Below are 16,008 nucleotides of genomic sequence, written 5' to 3'. Positions count from 1 at the left end.
TGAGAATAAAAAAACTCCACCACGAAAATATACGCACCACATTTCGGCACGTTATTATCATGGTGGAGTAGTTTATTAGCACATCTTGCTAAAATACCAATCCATTTATTCATAAATAAAACGATAGATTCATAACAGGTCATATCACGATTCCATCTTTAACACTATAATTATAGCGTTAAAGCTAAAAATATACAATATAAAATTTAAACTACGCATATGTCCGCATGGAACTATCCATAATAACCCATATAAACATAACAAGGAGTAAGCGAACAAATGGGGCCTTTTAATAAATGGATACGTGGTGAAAAATATTTTTCTGCACAAGAGCAAGCTGATCACATATTAAATAAATCTATCTCTTCTTCTCTTTCCCTTAATCTAAAGCACTTGTCAAAACTTTTTAGCGGTATTCCAGAATTAATTACACGGACTTTCCCGTTAAAAAACGGAAAAGAAGCCGCTCTCATATATATGGAAGGACTTGTAGATAAAACTGTTATTAACATCGATATTCTTCGCCCCCTCCTCTTTAAAGAGTGGAATGAGGACAATTTTTGGGAATCTTCAGTTACAATCGGAAATGTAAAAAAAGTTCAGCAATGGTCAGATATTGAACAGTCCCTTTTACATGGTAAAAGCATTTTATTTATAAACGAACAACTTACAGCATTAGAACTAGATACGCAATCGGCGCCAAAAAGAAGTATTGAAGAACCTACAACAGAAACTGCCATAAAAAGCTCACACGAAGGATTTAATGAAGTAGCGAGCGACAGTCTTGCACTTATTCGTCGATATATTCCAAATCGCGAATTGAAAGTGAAGGAATTCACTGTTGGTGAACGAGCTACTTCAAAGGTTTTTTTGCTGTACTTAGCAGACGTTGCAAACGAAGGCGTTGTACAAGAAATGGCATGCCGCATCGAATCAATCAAAGTGGATGCCATTATTACTACCGGAGAATTAGAAGGGTTTGTTGAAGATAATTCCTATACTCTCTTTCCGCAATTATCAATAACCGAACGCCCTGATACAACGGCCCATCACATTTTGGATGGACGAATTGCTGTTGTTGTAGACCGCTCACCCGGCGTATTAATTGGACCTATGACCTTTTCATCTTTTTTTCAGACGATAGATGATTACAGCTTCCGGCCAATGATTCCATCTTTCATACGACTACTTCGTTTTACCGGACTATTTATTGCAATATTTGCTCCAGCTCTTTATATTGCTATGATTTCCTTTCATTATGAAGTGATTCCACTTAAATTATTGTTAACAATTGGAGAATCTCGAGCTAAAATTCCTTTCCCCCCTATATTAGAAGCACTTTTGATGGAATTAGTACTTGAAATGCTCCGCGAAGCTGCGGTTCGGCTTCCTGGTCCCGTTGGACAAACGATTGGAGTCGTAGGAGGGATTGTCATTGGACAAGCTGCTGTTCAAGCAGGAATAGTAAGTAATGTTATGGTTATCGTCGTATCTATTACTGCAGTCGCTTCTTTTATCATCCCTAACATGGAAATGTCAGCAGGAATTCGGCTTCTTCGCTTTCCAATGATGATAACCGCTTCTTTGTTTGGGGTCATTGGAATTATGGTCGGGATGGCAGTTATCATCATCCATATTCTTTCTATGGAATCACTTGGTGTTCCTTATGGTGGTCCTTTTTCTCCGTCATTTGCTTCGGATTTAAAAGACATTCTTGTACGGTTACCATGGAAACTAATGAAGAAACGACCACTATCCCTTAACTTAAAACAAGAGAATCGACAACGCGATATAGAAGAAACGGAGGAAGATAAGTGACAAAGCGTGCAAAGAGGGAGATTAGTATATTTCAATACATTTTAACAATTAGTGGTGTTCAAGTAGGGTTCGGTGTCCTTACACTGCCACGTGAAGTTGCGCAAGGGGCGAATACAGATGGCTGGATGTCTATTATAATAGGATGCGCTATCACTACTTTAGTCAGTCTATGTATTGTAAAAATTATGGAAAAACATCCCGGGTATACTTTACTTGATGTGCTAACTCGTTATCTTGGGAAGTGGCTAGGAAGAGTAGGAATGATTTTTTGGATTTTATATGCTGTTCTTGCAGCTGTATCCTTAATTTTTTCCCTCTTATACGTTATTCACATTTGGATTTTACCTAGATCTCCAATGTTTTTAATCATGATGTTATTATCTATCCCAATGGTTATGCTCGCATGTAAAGGTGTTCTTATTATTAGCCGCTATGCTGTTTTTACTGTCTTATTTACACTCTGGATGCCATTGCTATTATTTATCCCACTTAAAGACGGGCATTGGGTTTATCTTCTTCCTCTCCTTAAAGAGGGATGGCTACCAGTTTTCAACACAGTAAAATCAACTATTATTGCCTTTCTCGGATTTGAGTTTGCATTTGTCCTTTATCCTTATCTCAGTAATAAATCATCTGCAAAAAAAGGAATCGTTATTGCAAATATGATTACTTTATTCGTTTACCTGCAAGTTACGTTCGTTTCTTTCGTTTATTTTAGCCCAGATGGTATAACTAAGTTTTTATGGCCCACTCTTTCTCTCGTTACACCATTTCACTTTTCATTTCTGGAACGGTTTGAAATTATCTTTTTGTCATTTTATCTCTTCATTATTTTTGATTCTTGCATTCCTTATATTTTCACTGCTTCAGATGGAATCAATCAGTTACTTAACAAAAAAGGGAGTTCATTACCTGTTTGGTTTTTATTATTCGGGTGTGTTTTCGTTTTATTTTTTTATATCCCATCCTCGTATCAAATAAGTGCATTGCGGGAATTTTGGGGAACTGCAAGTTATTTTATCGTTTTTCTATTCCCAGTCGTATTTCTCTTATACATGACACTTTATCAGCATTGGAAAAGGAGAAAAATTTAAATGAGACGCTTTATTTTCACTATATTTTGCTTTCTCATAACCTTTTTAACAGGATGTGGAGGAGATCGGCTCGACCTAGAAAAACAATCCATTTCATTAATTTACGGGTTTGACGCAAAAGCAAAAGGAAAATTAATTGTATACCACGTAAACCCTATTTTTAATGAAGATGTGGAGAAAAAATACGAAACTCATGAAGCGACAGTACATACCCCTCGAGAAGCAAAAGCAACATTTAATAGTTCAAGTAGCGGTTTAGTATCTACAGAAAAGTTACAACTCATTTTATTTAGCACGAAATTTTTAAAACAAGAAGGAGCTATGCCTTACCTTGATGTTTGGTATCGCGACCCTAAAAATACTGGAAATATGCGCATGGTTGCAGTAGACGGTCCAATCTCCTCAGTTATATATAATAATTTTAAAGATAAGCCTGCACTTCCTGAATATTTAACAGATTTAATTAATACGAACAAACTATACAATCGAACCGCGTTTACGACATTCCATGAATTCCATAGGCAAACTTTTAATAAAGGTATAACACCTGCTATCTCAGAAATAAAAAAAGGTAAAAAAGATATTCTCGTTACCGGCTCTGCATTATTAACTTCTCGCGGAATCTATAAAATGTCTTTAAATCGATATGAAAGTGCCCTTCTTCTTCTATTACAAAAGAAAGCGAATATCCCCGTTTCACTTACACTGAAAATCCCGTCTAATTCAGTTGAAAGTAATAGTCATCTAAAAGATACAGACGGCGACGATTTCGTAACAATAAATGTTCTTAGCATGAATCGTGACATTCACACAGGCTATAACGATAACCATTTCAAATTTAATATTGCAATGAATTTTAAAGTTTCCGTATCTGAACTTACATTCAACATGGATATAGACAAAGGTAGAAAGAAATTAACTTCACTTATTACAAAACAACTAAACAAAGATTTAAACAATTTAATCCACAAAATTCAAAAACAGCAACTTGATCCATTCGGGTTTGGTGATTATGCGAGAGCATTTCAATATAAAGAATGGAAAACGGTTGAAGACGATTGGCCGAGTGCCTTTTCAAAGGCTAATGTGAAAGTAGCACCTACTATTAAAATTTTAGAGAACGGGATTATTAAATAATAAAAACACGCTACCTGTTCTTATAAGTAGCGTGTTTTCATTTACATTACAATTATTATTTCAATGGACTATACTCTATTTCCATTTCTAACATTACTGTGTTTTTTAGCATATACAAAATATATAAATACACCTATTATTACCCATGCTACAAAACTAATTAACGTAAGCTGAGAGAGGTTCAAAGCTAAATATATACAACTTACTATTGAAACGATTGGTAAAAAAGGTACTAGCGGCGCACGGAATGGCCTTTTCATATTAGGATGTGTCTTTCTTAATACAATAACGGCTATAGATACAAAAACAAATGCTGTTATCGTTCCCATATTCACTAAATTAGCTAATAAATTCAAATCCACTAATCCTGCTAATAAAGCTGCAATAATACCTGTAACCCACGTATTAAAAAATGGGGTTTGTAAACGTTTATGTACACTTGAAAGTCTTTTTGGTAACAACCCATCTCGACTCATCGAATAAGATACACGAACAAATGCAAACATAGCTACTAACAGAACTGTCGTTAGCCCCGCTATCGCCCCCACCGATAACAATCCAGCAATTCTATCTTCTCCCACAATACGTAATGCATATGCAACTGGATCAGCGACATTCAACTCCGTAAACGGAACCATTCCAGTTAATACGAATGAAACACCTACGTATAGAATGGTACAAATGAACAATGAAACAAGTAGCCCAATTGGCACATTACGTTGTGGACGCTTCACTTCCTCTGCAGCTGTTGCAACTGCATCAAATCCTAAAAAAGCAAAAAATACAGTAGCAGCACCTCCTACTACACCATGAAAACCAAAAGGTAGAAATGGTTGCCAGTTCTCTGGTTTTACATATTGTGTCCCTACAACAATAAACCCTACAATAACAGCCAGTTTAATAATAACCATTATATTATTTATTCGTGCACTTTCTTTTGCACCACGACTTAATAAAAATGTAACAACTAAAATAATAAGAACTGCTGGTAAATCAATAATTCCACCCTTTCCCATACCAGGTGCCGAAGCAAATATTGTAGGGATATGAATATTAAATCCTAGTAACAATGACTGAAAATACGCTGACCATCCTGCAGCTACCGCAGAAGTCGCTAATAAGTACTCCAACATAACGCACCAACCGACTATAAATGCAAAAATCTCACCTAGTGTCATATATGTATATGAATATACACTTCCCGAAACTGGAACTGTAGAAGCAAATTCAGCATAACAGAAAGCTACACACGCACATACAATCGCCGCTAATATAAACGATAATACAATCGCTGGGCCAGCATGTTTCGCTGCTACAATACCTGTTAATACGAAAATCCCTGTACCAATAATTGCTCCAATCCCTAAAAGAGTTAAGTCAATTGCACCTAAAGTTTGATTCAATACTTTTTTCTTTTCTTCATCCATTGTTTTCTTTATTAAAAGACTCATTCATTGAAACCTCTTTTTCAAGTTTATCTCTTACTTATTGCAATCTTTATTACTGTTCTGTTTAAAAAATAAAAATATACATAATTCACTCTCCATAAACTTAATAATTTAATAAAAGACTGAAAAATCAATCTTTTTAAACTGTAGTAAATTGTAAAACAATTAATTCAGCAACACATCACTAAGAATGCTGATTGAATTTATCATATAATTAATTATATTGTCAACAATAAAATTAATTAAACAATAACGGTTAATTATGTATCAAACGTTATTTTTAAACATAATTATTTTCTTGAAAACATTGTTCCTTCTCATCTTTATATTTATATTCATTTTTTTATATTGATTTTTATACATTTTTCATTATATGAAATTTAAGAAACATCATCGTACCCTTAACTGAACTGTTATCTTCAAATAACAATTCAATTAAGGATATGGAACCATTTTAAAGCAAATAAAAAGTGCAGATTTTCATCTGCACTTTTTTTATTCTTCTACTTCAGCTTCTGCACTATTATTTTCAAGATGTTCCTTCTGAGCCTTTTCTTGTAGCTCAGCTGAAATCATTCCATAATAAATTTCTGGATACAATCCAAATATTTGATATACACTTCCTAAAAACGGCATCGGAATCCCTCTTTTCTAAAGTTGTATTGCCACTTTTAAGGATTCCCTTTTCATTCATTATACATTCGTTTTTGGCGTTTCTTCTTCATCATGAACGCTTAATAAATTTTGCCACTTTTTATAAGGAGCACTATTTGGATCAACATAACCTTTCGCGTACGAACGATCCCACAATTGTTTAATAAACATTTCTTTCTCTTTCTTTGCAACCATATCGGCACCTGTACCGTAATAGTTTTGGAAATATAACTCAATTTCATCAAGGAACAATCTTAATAATTCGTCAGAAGTTTCTTCTAACGTTGGATCATATTTCGCCTCACGGTCGTACATTAAAATCATATCTAAAATATTATGGACATGCTCTTTACGCAGCCATCTAATATCTTGAGCGCCTAATACAAACGGATGTGTATATAAATGTCCGCCTTGTATCATCGCCTTTTCTTGTTCTTCTTCAAATCTGGACAAGATGTTTTCATAAATAAATGGATTATGAAGCAATGCCCTGTGCAATTTGTAACTTTCGCTTGAAATATTTTTCCCCATCGACTGAATTAAGAAGCTACGTCCAACGCCGTTATATTGATACACGAATTGGCCATCAACAGCTACTAAACTAATCCAACGATACATATACGCATATAGAAGAGCGCGATTACATTTATCGTAATCTAACTTCGTTTGCGTTGCATTTAAGTCTGGCATGAATGCTGGTAAGTGCCAATATTTATCTAAATGCGGCGTTAAACTAGATTTTTTACTATTCAACTTGTTCACACGGCGATAGTAAGACTGAAAATAATCACCTTTATCATTCATAAATCCATTTGCAATGTGTCCAGACGAAAGCTTAGGGAAGTCTTGCAACGATAAACCGTAATGCGCACGATAACAAATGACTTCAAATGGAGAAAAAGCTTCATGTACTGTATCTTTTTCTTTAAACATTTCTTGAATTAATTCCTCTTGTAGTTCTTTCTTTAAAGATGGATGTATACCCCAATATTGTAATTCCCTATGATGGGAAACTTTCGGCACAAATGGACTAGCTAAATGGAACAAGTCTTCAATTTTTTCACGGACGTATTCATCACGATCACGCTTCTTATAATCCGCTTCTTTTCGTAACGCCTCAACGATATTCAGTTCTAATTTATCGCGATAGCGTATTTGTAATTCATCGTAGCAATAACTTAGTATGTGCTCACGATAAAAGTCTTCTACCTTTTTCGATTGAATCTCTTCTGTTTTCGCATCCCGGCAGTATTCTCCGTATAAACTCATATAAATTTCCGCAGATATATCTTTCGGTAATACACCTAAATTTAAATGTTGCTGCATATCTTGCCATATCTTTTCTTGCAACTTCTCTTCAGCTAATACGTATACATTCGTTGGATTTGTTTTCCCTTCAAATTCCTTGCTGCGTTTTTGGATTTCGAACAATAAATTTTCACGTGTTTCGTGTAAATTATCAAAAAATCTTTCCCAATATTGAATCATTTTATTAACAGCTTGATAAAGCGATTGATAAACGAGTTCTAATAGCATTTCTTTACGATACTCGTTTAATTTGTGTACGTACTGCGTTACAATATCTTCAAATTCTTTTTTAAACAAACGCTGCTGATTATTCATCATTTTTCCAAACCAGCCTTGTTGCTGTGCGATTTCTACTCGGCGAACAGCTGTTACCGTTCCATCAATATTACTCACATTAAATTTCTTATCGTAGTTTTGAATTAAATTACGCTTTTGTTCATTATTTTCATGTAGTCGATTCATTTTCTCGACTAACTGCTTTCGAATTTCATACAACATAAAACGAGCTGATACTGGATGAACAGGATCTGTTTTCTTTAAAAACCATGTATTTAATTGATAGGACTGCCCTTCAGAACCACTTGGTGAAAAACGGTCTGATTCAATCATGTCATACAATAGTGTCGTTACATGCTCATGTACGCGGCTCGGAATCGCATACGCATATAAACGAACCGCATGATCCACCCTTGCTACTTCACCTTTCATTTGCTCCATCATTTTCAGTTTCGCAGCCGAAATTTTACACTCGTGCTGCAGACGGTTTAATTCCTCATCTTTTTGCACCGTTCGCTGTACATAGCTTTCTACAGCCTCTAAAAACAGTTTAGATTTCGCCACACCCACTTTACCGCCCTCTGCTCCTTCACGCGTTTCATTGTACATTTGTCTATAGAAAATATGGGCCTGTTCTGGACGAGTAGCAAGATGTTCTAAGTCTTCTAAATAACTTTTCCCACGCTCTGGCTTTTCACGCTGCATCCCACGTTTTACATCTTGATCATATCTTTGCTTCTTCTCTTGAAACAATTGATCTAAATGAAGCCACGATTCATCCAAACCTTGCACAGCCCATTTTAAAGCACAATATTTTAACACGTGCTCATACGGATAAATAATCTTTGCCGTTCCTGCCCCGCAATATCGTCCTTTCCCGCTTGATTCTGCTAATTGCTGAATTTGATTATCTTCCTGTGCAAAATGATTTGCAGACATCGGACTAAATAACTGTAAATAAATCGTATTTGCCATTTGCTCCATATAATCTGATAAATTGTGCAGATGGTGTCCATGTAGATTTTCGTAATCGTATAGGAAACAATAATTGTACGGTAAATGATGTTGTTTAATCGTATGATTCGTTCTTCCGTCTTCATCTACTTGATCAGGTCGATATTCTAATTCAATCGTCACACCACCACGTTTTGATAATTCTCCAGTGGAACCGAGTGTAATGGCATGTAATTCTTTTAACGAGGCATAGCCGTTTGCTTGCACCGTTTCAAACTCTTTCGCACTAACCGTTCTCGTCTTAACTAAAACGTCAGGCATTAGAAACGCACCACGTATTAAAATGTTGTGATGCTGCAGTTTTTTACGAAGCATTTCACGTAAATATAATGCAATTTGTAGAAACATCCCTGAACCTGTTCCGCCCGCTAGTGATGTTACGATAATGACACGCACTCCATATTCCGTTTGATCGCTTGTAACCGGAAAAATCTTCTCGATTTCTTGCCAAAAGGATGTCAATTTATCTTCTTTCATCGCAGCAAGTAACGCTAAACGGGAAATGACGCGTAACTGTCCTGCCCCTTCTGTCAGTGGTTTATCAAGTATAGTCGGGTCCATTGGAAACCACTCTGGAATCGTTGGATCTCCCGCAATATACTCTCTTGGCGTTTTACTAGAACTCGTTTGCGTCTTAAACTTTCGAATGTGATCAAATTTACTCAATGTATTCACATCTGTATCAAATACGTGCATTGCTACCTTTTTTCGGCGCTCCTCAGGTAGCCTTTCATATATTTGATGTGTCACAGTACTACCGATTCCACCTAAACCAATTAATATCGTTGGAACTTGTAACGTCATGTGAACCACCTTCCTATTCTTGCTTGTTTGAAAAGAAGGGGAGAAAGATGAGACTCCCTCCTTTTCCCTACCTACTATTCACACTCATATTTGTAAATTTCTTTACCATACCCTCTATCAATTACTAAAAGTTCATTTGGATATAGCGTCTTATGCTCCATTCCAATCTCATCTTCTGTTATAAACATCCCATCAATAATCATTCCTACTACTTGTGACTCTTTCGCTACAAATATTGATTTCGAACCTTTCTTTGCTATAAACGTAACGGATTGCACAGTCTTTCTTTCTGCTCGGTATGGAATACCAAAATAGTGCTTCCACCATTTATTTTTAAGTAATTCTGGCTCAGATTGATATAACCAATCTTTCGCTACCTCTTGATCCCATTCGTAATACAATAGTGCTTTTCGGTGAAATCTTGGACGAACAATCCACCCTAAAACGATTATTCCTACTACTAACAATAATAAAGTGATAGGAATAACAAACTTAAAAATAAGCGCATATTTTTCATAGAACGGTGCATTTTGAATATGAAGTGATATATTTTTCTTTACTTCTTGTAATTTTGAATCTTGTATAGTGATGGTAGCTTCTACGGTGCCAGTATCTGTAAAATTGAATATGTCGGAGTAATGAGGGCGAGGATAAATATAAATTTGATTATCCTGTTGTTTTATTTCATAGTTGATTGATTGTTTAGATGTGACACCAGTAGATTTTAATAGTTTCTTTACAGCTTCTTCTGTCATCGGCTTACCATCTAACTGTGGTTGTATAATAAACGGTTTACTATTCTCTAAATTCGTTACTTTTTCTTCATAATCTTTCGTTATCGTTTGCAGTGATAATTTTGGTTTTTCCGTTACTTCGATTTTAAATTCTTTCGTCTGTCTGTAAAATCCCTTTATGTTCATATGAACTTTCCCGCGCACTAATCCTTTATCAATCTTCATTTCGTAGTAAAATACATGTTTTTTATCGTCCCACATCATCGGGTACTGTTTTCCGTCTATTTCTACTTCTGCCTGAAAATATGAAGACTGAATTGGTAATTCCGTAGGCTTCGCTTCAATAACAGCAGTAACACCTTCGTACATTTTTCCCACATTTTTTTGACTACTATCGTCTTTGTCATAAGTAGAAACAGTATAGTTAAGCGCCGGTTCAACTAGTACTTGTAGTCCTTCTTTCTCAATATCTCGATCCACCTCTATCGTATAAGTTCCTGGTTTAATAACTTCCTGATTTTCCGTACTTATATGAACTATATTTCCGAATAATTTCGCTTCTCCTGGTGCATGTATGGAATAGGAAGATTGTAATTGTAACGGTTTAGAAATTTGTGTGACCTGATAATTAGACAAAGAAGGTGATTGTCGTACAAGCGTCATACGCTTTAATGGAAATGGTGTTGTAATCTTTACTTTCTTCCCTACTACTTTCGTTTTTACAATCGATTCAACAGAAGAGAACGGATCACGATTTGCAACTAATGCTGCCACTTGATTGACGCTTTTTACAATACCATCCTCTCCACTAGATGGCATCGTAACTCCGTTTATCTCTTTCTTCCATATTTCTTTAAACGTATTTAGTTGTGCCTTTTCTTGCTGTCCTAAATCCTCTTCCATCGTAATTAAAATTGGATGTAACGATATCTTTTTTGCATCCATATCCTTCTTAAACTGTGCTAACTTCTGTGTAATTTGTTCTTTTCCGCCAACCTTATCTTTCTCTAAATCATTAAATGCCCCGTCAGTTAAGACAATAAGCCAAAATTCACGTTTTCCATCTATATCTGCTTCCTTTTTTATAGATTGCATCGCCGTTTCTACTGCGCTAAACGGAGTATTTAAATACGTTTTCCATGCTCCAATCCCCTCAATTTCTGTTTGTCTCTTATCCTTCGTTAACGAAATGTTTAATGGATCATTCGGCTTGCTCATTGGAACATAAGAGAATTTATCTTTTTCATCTAATAGCGCAACTAAACTTTGCAAAGCATAATTGGCATATTTCCAGCGATCGTTATTTCTCATGCTGCCCGAATCATCATATACAAGTGAAACGACCCTTTCCTTTGCCTCCTCTCCTTTTGCAAAAGTCCAAAAAGGATGTAACCATATAAATAGAAACAACATGAATGTGGCACAAATTCGAATTTTCATGATGAGGCTTCGCCACCTTTGTAGACAAATTCCTATGTTTAAATTTATGAGAGGAAACAAGATATATGACTTGTATTTTAGGACAACTAACACACCATAACTTTATTATGTAAATAGTTATATAAGCTGAATATGATTCCTTCTAGCGTTTTCCATCCGATACTATAAGTAAAAAAGCCTGTTTAAGCTCTACACTTAAAACAGACTTTTCCTACTTTTCATATTGAAAACACATATTAAAAAGTTTGATTTTGAACTAACACATCACTTCAATTGTAAATCCACCAGGTGCTTCCACATAAAACGTATACGCATGTGCACGTTTAGGAGCCTCAACCAAAAATCCATCTTCCTTCAATCTTTGATTTATCTTATCTACTTGTTCATTATTTTCTTGTGGAAATCCTACATGAAATGTTTTTGGATAGTGTACGTCATTCCCTTTCATTAACGTTAATATAAACCCATCGTTATCACGCATAACCGCAAAGCCATTTCCCCTTGCCCCGCTACAAGTTAAACCAAAATATTTTTCTAAAAACTCTCTAGCAGCTACTACATCTGAAACTGTTAAATTAAGATGTTTAATTTTCAAACCATCACCATCTTTCTTAATTTTCTAACATTTTATCACACAAATAAAAAACACGCCTTTCACAGCGTGTTTTATTGCTTCACATACACTTCAACAATCGGATTATCTTTATTATCCGCATGTAAGCGTAAATTCTCTTCACTTGTACTATAAATGCTAGCTAATAACATAATCGTTAACACATTAGGAGTTTTTGCATCGCTCCCGTATTTCCTTTCCAGCGCTTCCTTATATTCAAAATCCAAATCCCCCTGCACATATGTATACACTTCAAAACCATCTTCTAAATTGCAAACTACTGTATCAATAATATCTGCCCCAACTTGCTTCTTCATTTCCTTTCGCAAAGCTTCAATAAACTCTTCCCACGGTACTTCGTATATCTGAAACTGATCTGTAGATTTCATGCCTTTTCCTCCTTATATATCCTCTTACTATATTTCCCCTTTCCTATAACAATTATGATAGATAGGGCATTCATACAAGCCGCACTTGTCCCCTTTACATATCGTATTACTGTAATGGGGAAGGAGGAAAGAATATGCATAGACAAAAATGTTACGATACGTGCCAACGTTATTTCGGTAAAGTCGTTCGCATTGAAGATCGTGATGGTCGCATTCATTTAGGCAAAATAATTGATGTGACAAAAAGCTCTGTATGGATTGAACCAGTGCAACAGCGCTCATCTTTTGATACAGGATTTGGATACTATGACGCATATGCAAACGGTGGCTGTGACCTTTGTGGGGGCCTTAGCAGATGTGATAGTTGCGGATTTGGTTGTGGTGGTGGATTCAGCGGCTGTGGATGTGGCGGTCGTGGTTGCGGTAGTTGTGGCGGCTGGGGAGGCGGCGGCTGGGGCGTTGAACTCGGATTTGGTTTCATCTTCGGAATTACATTAGCTGCATTATTTTTCATTTAACATAGTAAAGAGTTGACTACCTTTAGTCAACTCTCTTTCTTTATTTTTCACATATAAAAATACGATGCCCTAAAATATGTTGGTACATAAGTCGTACATTTTCATGCTGTACCCATGCCTCATATAACTCATTTGGGATAAATTGTGATACATTCCATTCTGGCTCTTCTATATAGCCAGAGATCGTTTCTGCAATTGTACCACCGCCAGCAATTGTAATTCTTTTTAAATTTGCTTTCTGAAATAATTGTACCCATTCATTCTCAGTTAATAGTTCTTTCATCCCGTATAGTTGGGAAATTTTTTCTTCCTCACCCTTATCAATGTGCCTATCAATAATCATTTCAATGACAACAAGCTTACCGTCTTTCTGTAGTACACGATAGCACTCCGAAATAACCCTTTCTTTCTCTGTAAAAGCGAGTATCGATTCTCCAAGTACGAACTCAAATGATTCATGCAAACAAGGCAATTGCTCTACATTTCCTTCAATTAATTGAATGTCTATTCCTTCAAACGACCATCTATCCTTCGCCTTTTGAATCATAATCTCATTCTTTTCAACCGCCGTTACTTTATAACCATATTCTTTTGTCATATATGCCGCTGTTTTCCCCGTACCGCAGCCGATTTCAAGGACATTTGCTCCATATCTAAAAGGCAATTGTGCTAACAATTGTTTTGTTAACGTAAAACCACCAGGATGAGCACTCCCTATTCCGTAATAAGCTAGGAAATCGATGTATGCATTTCGTTCCATGGGATTCTCCCTTTTTTATTTTATATATTCAAGGAAGGAATAAAAGTGCATAGAAAAATCATTTTCAAGTGCTCTAATACCGCAACTTGAAAATGATTTTTCTTTTTATCCCACTATTCACCAGGCAGCCTGATTAAGGTTTCACTTTATTATTTCTCTTCTACATACGCCCATTTGAAACTATATTCCGGACTAATATTATGTTTCACAATTCCCTTTATATTTGGTTTCATTACATAGGATCGAGCATTTTGATATAAAGGTACAAGCGCTACATCATCTTCAAGTAAAATTTTCTCAGCCTTTCCTAACTCTGTCCAACGTTTTTTTGCATCAGCCATCCATTCTGTCTTACTTTTAGTAATAATGTCATCATATTTTGAATCTGAGTAGCTCATCTGGTTCTGAGAATTTGTCGTTTCAAACATATCAAGGTACGTCATTGGATCCGCATAATCTGGATTCCAGCCACCATATGAAAAATCATAATCTTGGTCTGATTCTAATTTAAGCTTTTGCTTAAATGGTTGCAGTTTAATATTTACTGTCACGCCTTTTAGGTTTTTTTCAACTTGATCTTTTACATACTCCCCAACTTTTTTCGCATTACCAGTATCATAATTTAAAAGTTCAATTGTGACTTGATCTTTTCCAAGTTCTTTTTTCGCTTCTTCCCAAGCTGCTGCTGCCTTTTTGGAGTCTTGTTTTAAACCATTTTTGAACGTTTCTGCGAAATCTTTACCGTCTGGTCCACTCGCTAAACCTTTTGGTACTAAGTAATCCACTGGTTTTGAACCATCATTTAAAATGACATTCGTTAAAGCTTTTTTATCAATTGATAATGCGATTGCTTCACGTAGTTTTTTGCTCTTTAACGGTGTATCTTGCCCACCACGTTTTTGGTTTAGACGTAAGTAAAACGTACTTGTTTCCGAATATGCGCCAAACTCCTCTTTATTATTTCTATACTTATCAACAAATTCACCTGATAAAAGTGCAAAATCGATCGCACCTGTATCATATAAATTCACTCTAGTAGCTGGTTCTTTTACTACACTAAAGTTGATTTCATCTAGTTTTACAGTCTTTTTATCCCAATACTGATCATTTTTCTTTAATTTCCAGCCTTGCTCATGCTTCCAATCAGTAAGAACGAACGGTCCGTTATATACTGTTGTATCAGATTCTAAACCGAATTTATTTCCTTTTTCTTTTACGAACTTTTCATTTAATGGATAGTATGACGCAAATGCCATTAAATTCAAGAAATATGGTACTGGTCTTTCTAGTTCTACTTCAAGCGTATAGTCATCTACCGCTTTTACACCTAATGTAGCAACTTCTGCTTTTCCTTGATTAATTGTTTCTGCATTTTTAATATAGTAAGCAATAAATGCATATTCAGCAGCTGTTTTTGGATCTACTAGACGTTGCCATGCAAATACGAAATCTTTCGCCGTTACTGGATCACCATTTGACCATTTTGCATCTTTACGTAATTTAAATGTATATTTTTTACCATCCTCGCTTTTTGTGCTAGATTCTGCCACAGCAGGAATTGGCTTATTATCTTTATCAAGGCGATATAACCCTTCCATCGTATTCCCTAAAATTTGTGCGCCAAGTGTATCTGTACTTTTTGAAGTATCCATCGTCGGAATTTCATTCGTTTCTGTACGATTTAGCACTTGCTTCGCTGCATATTTTATATCAGATTTTTTCTCTTCCCCGCCATTATTAGACGTTGTAGTCGGTTTCTTCTCCCCACCAGAAGATCCAGAACATGCTGTTAACGCCATACTCATTGCTAAAACTGGCACTACAACTGCCGTTAGTTTTTTCATTTTTTTCTTCATTCTTGTACCCTCCCCAATTATATGTACGAAACTAACTTTGAGAGATTTTCTATGAACTTAGTTAGTAATACTTTTTCACCAATTAATATCTTGGTAATTATCCTCATTTTTGAAGTTTCCATTATTTTATTTTCATAGTAACTAT

General features: G+C 35.6%; 12 protein-coding genes. 4 read left to right on the top strand and 8 right to left on the bottom strand.

Annotation, left to right across the window (positions count from 1 at the left end):
• Positions 1-279 precede the first annotated feature (279 nt).
• From AC3WTA_RS17690 to AC3WTA_RS17680, 3 genes are read left to right on the top strand one after another with little or no spacing between them, the layout of a single operon-like run.
• The gene (locus tag AC3WTA_RS17690) at positions 280-1,818 is read left to right on the top strand and encodes a spore germination protein (protein WP_000528999.1); all 1,539 of its coding nucleotides are present in this window, start codon (positions 280-282) and stop codon (positions 1,816-1,818) included.
• A complete protein-coding gene (locus tag AC3WTA_RS17685; RefSeq protein WP_000166497.1) occupies positions 1,815-2,912 on the top strand; it encodes an endospore germination permease in 1,098 nt (365 codons plus the stop codon). The genes AC3WTA_RS17690 and AC3WTA_RS17685 overlap by 4 nt, the downstream gene beginning before the upstream one ends.
• On the top strand, positions 2,913-4,049 hold the full coding sequence (locus AC3WTA_RS17680) for a Ger(x)C family spore germination protein (RefSeq protein ID WP_001252182.1): 1,137 nt from the start codon (positions 2,913-2,915) through the stop codon (positions 4,047-4,049).
• A gap of 68 nt (positions 4,050-4,117) precedes the next feature.
• Here the strand turns inward: AC3WTA_RS17680 and AC3WTA_RS17675 are convergent, their stop codons facing one another.
• The 6 genes from AC3WTA_RS17675 to AC3WTA_RS17650 all read right to left on the bottom strand — a co-directional run bounded on the left by AC3WTA_RS17675 (position 4,118) and on the right by AC3WTA_RS17650 (position 12,729).
• Positions 4,118-5,500 carry an amino acid permease gene (locus tag AC3WTA_RS17675; protein ID WP_000054731.1) on the bottom strand — a complete coding sequence of 461 codons (1,383 nt, stop codon included), beginning with the start codon at positions 5,498-5,500 and terminating at the stop codon, positions 4,118-4,120.
• 492 nt (positions 5,501-5,992) lie between these two features.
• The gene (locus tag AC3WTA_RS17670; RefSeq protein WP_001116184.1) at positions 5,993-6,133 is read right to left on the bottom strand and encodes a hypothetical protein; all 141 of its coding nucleotides are present in this window, start codon (positions 6,131-6,133) and stop codon (positions 5,993-5,995) included.
• A 57-nt stretch (positions 6,134-6,190) separates the two neighbouring features.
• Positions 6,191-9,553: a tubulin-like doman-containing protein gene (locus AC3WTA_RS17665; RefSeq protein WP_000175132.1), complete on the bottom strand. Its 3,363-nt coding sequence runs from the start codon at positions 9,551-9,553 to the stop codon at positions 6,191-6,193.
• Positions 9,554-9,627: 74 nt separating this feature from the next.
• Positions 9,628-11,727, bottom strand: a complete 2,100-nt coding sequence (locus AC3WTA_RS17660) for a vWA domain-containing protein (RefSeq protein WP_000702094.1) — start codon at positions 11,725-11,727, stop codon at positions 9,628-9,630.
• Between the two features lie 256 nt (positions 11,728-11,983).
• Positions 11,984-12,322: a VOC family protein gene (locus AC3WTA_RS17655; RefSeq protein ID WP_000693979.1), complete on the bottom strand. Its 339-nt coding sequence runs from the start codon at positions 12,320-12,322 to the stop codon at positions 11,984-11,986.
• 71 nt (positions 12,323-12,393) lie between these two features.
• Positions 12,394-12,729, bottom strand: coding sequence for a hypothetical protein (locus tag AC3WTA_RS17650; RefSeq protein WP_000842880.1), 336 nt, complete (start codon positions 12,727-12,729; stop codon positions 12,394-12,396).
• A 134-nt stretch (positions 12,730-12,863) separates the two neighbouring features.
• On the opposite strand from AC3WTA_RS17650, the gene AC3WTA_RS17645 reads away from it, so the two are divergent.
• Positions 12,864-13,247, top strand: a complete 384-nt coding sequence (locus AC3WTA_RS17645) for a hypothetical protein (protein ID WP_000554974.1) — start codon at positions 12,864-12,866, stop codon at positions 13,245-13,247.
• A gap of 40 nt (positions 13,248-13,287) precedes the next feature.
• Here AC3WTA_RS17645 and AC3WTA_RS17640 read toward each other — a convergent pair whose 3' ends face one another.
• Both AC3WTA_RS17640 and AC3WTA_RS17635 read right to left on the bottom strand, forming a co-directional pair.
• Complete coding sequence (locus tag AC3WTA_RS17640; RefSeq protein WP_492332945.1) at positions 13,288-14,007, bottom strand: class I SAM-dependent methyltransferase; 720 nt, start codon at positions 14,005-14,007, stop codon at positions 13,288-13,290.
• Positions 14,008-14,156: 149 nt separating this feature from the next.
• The gene (locus AC3WTA_RS17635; RefSeq protein WP_000728490.1) at positions 14,157-15,863 is read right to left on the bottom strand and encodes a peptide ABC transporter substrate-binding protein; all 1,707 of its coding nucleotides are present in this window, start codon (positions 15,861-15,863) and stop codon (positions 14,157-14,159) included.
• Positions 15,864-16,008 lie beyond the last annotated feature (145 nt).

This window comes from Bacillus sp. EB106-07-01-XG149 (assembly GCF_058791555.1).
Note: the sequence above shows the minus strand (reverse complement) of the source record. Positions and strands in the feature narration are given on the sequence as shown.

Coding starts and splice junctions, on each gene's coding strand:
- AC3WTA_RS17640 (WP_492332945.1), bottom strand. CDS start 14,007: ATGGAACGAAATGCATACATCGATTTCCTAGCTTATTACGGAATAGGG.
- AC3WTA_RS17660 (WP_000702094.1), bottom strand. CDS start 11,727: ATGAAAATTCGAATTTGTGCCACATTCATGTTGTTTCTATTTATATGG.
- AC3WTA_RS17675 (WP_000054731.1), bottom strand. CDS start 5,500: ATGAGTCTTTTAATAAAGAAAACAATGGATGAAGAAAAGAAAAAAGTA.
- AC3WTA_RS17650 (WP_000842880.1), bottom strand. CDS start 12,729: ATGAAATCTACAGATCAGTTTCAGATATACGAAGTACCGTGGGAAGAG.
- AC3WTA_RS17690 (WP_000528999.1), top strand. CDS start 280: ATGGGGCCTTTTAATAAATGGATACGTGGTGAAAAATATTTTTCTGCA.
- AC3WTA_RS17645 (WP_000554974.1), top strand. CDS start 12,864: ATGCATAGACAAAAATGTTACGATACGTGCCAACGTTATTTCGGTAAA.
- AC3WTA_RS17635 (WP_000728490.1), bottom strand. CDS start 15,863: ATGAAGAAAAAAATGAAAAAACTAACGGCAGTTGTAGTGCCAGTTTTA.
- AC3WTA_RS17665 (WP_000175132.1), bottom strand. CDS start 9,553: ATGACGTTACAAGTTCCAACGATATTAATTGGTTTAGGTGGAATCGGT.
- AC3WTA_RS17670 (WP_001116184.1), bottom strand. CDS start 6,133: ATGCCGTTTTTAGGAAGTGTATATCAAATATTTGGATTGTATCCAGAA.
- AC3WTA_RS17680 (WP_001252182.1), top strand. CDS start 2,913: ATGAGACGCTTTATTTTCACTATATTTTGCTTTCTCATAACCTTTTTA.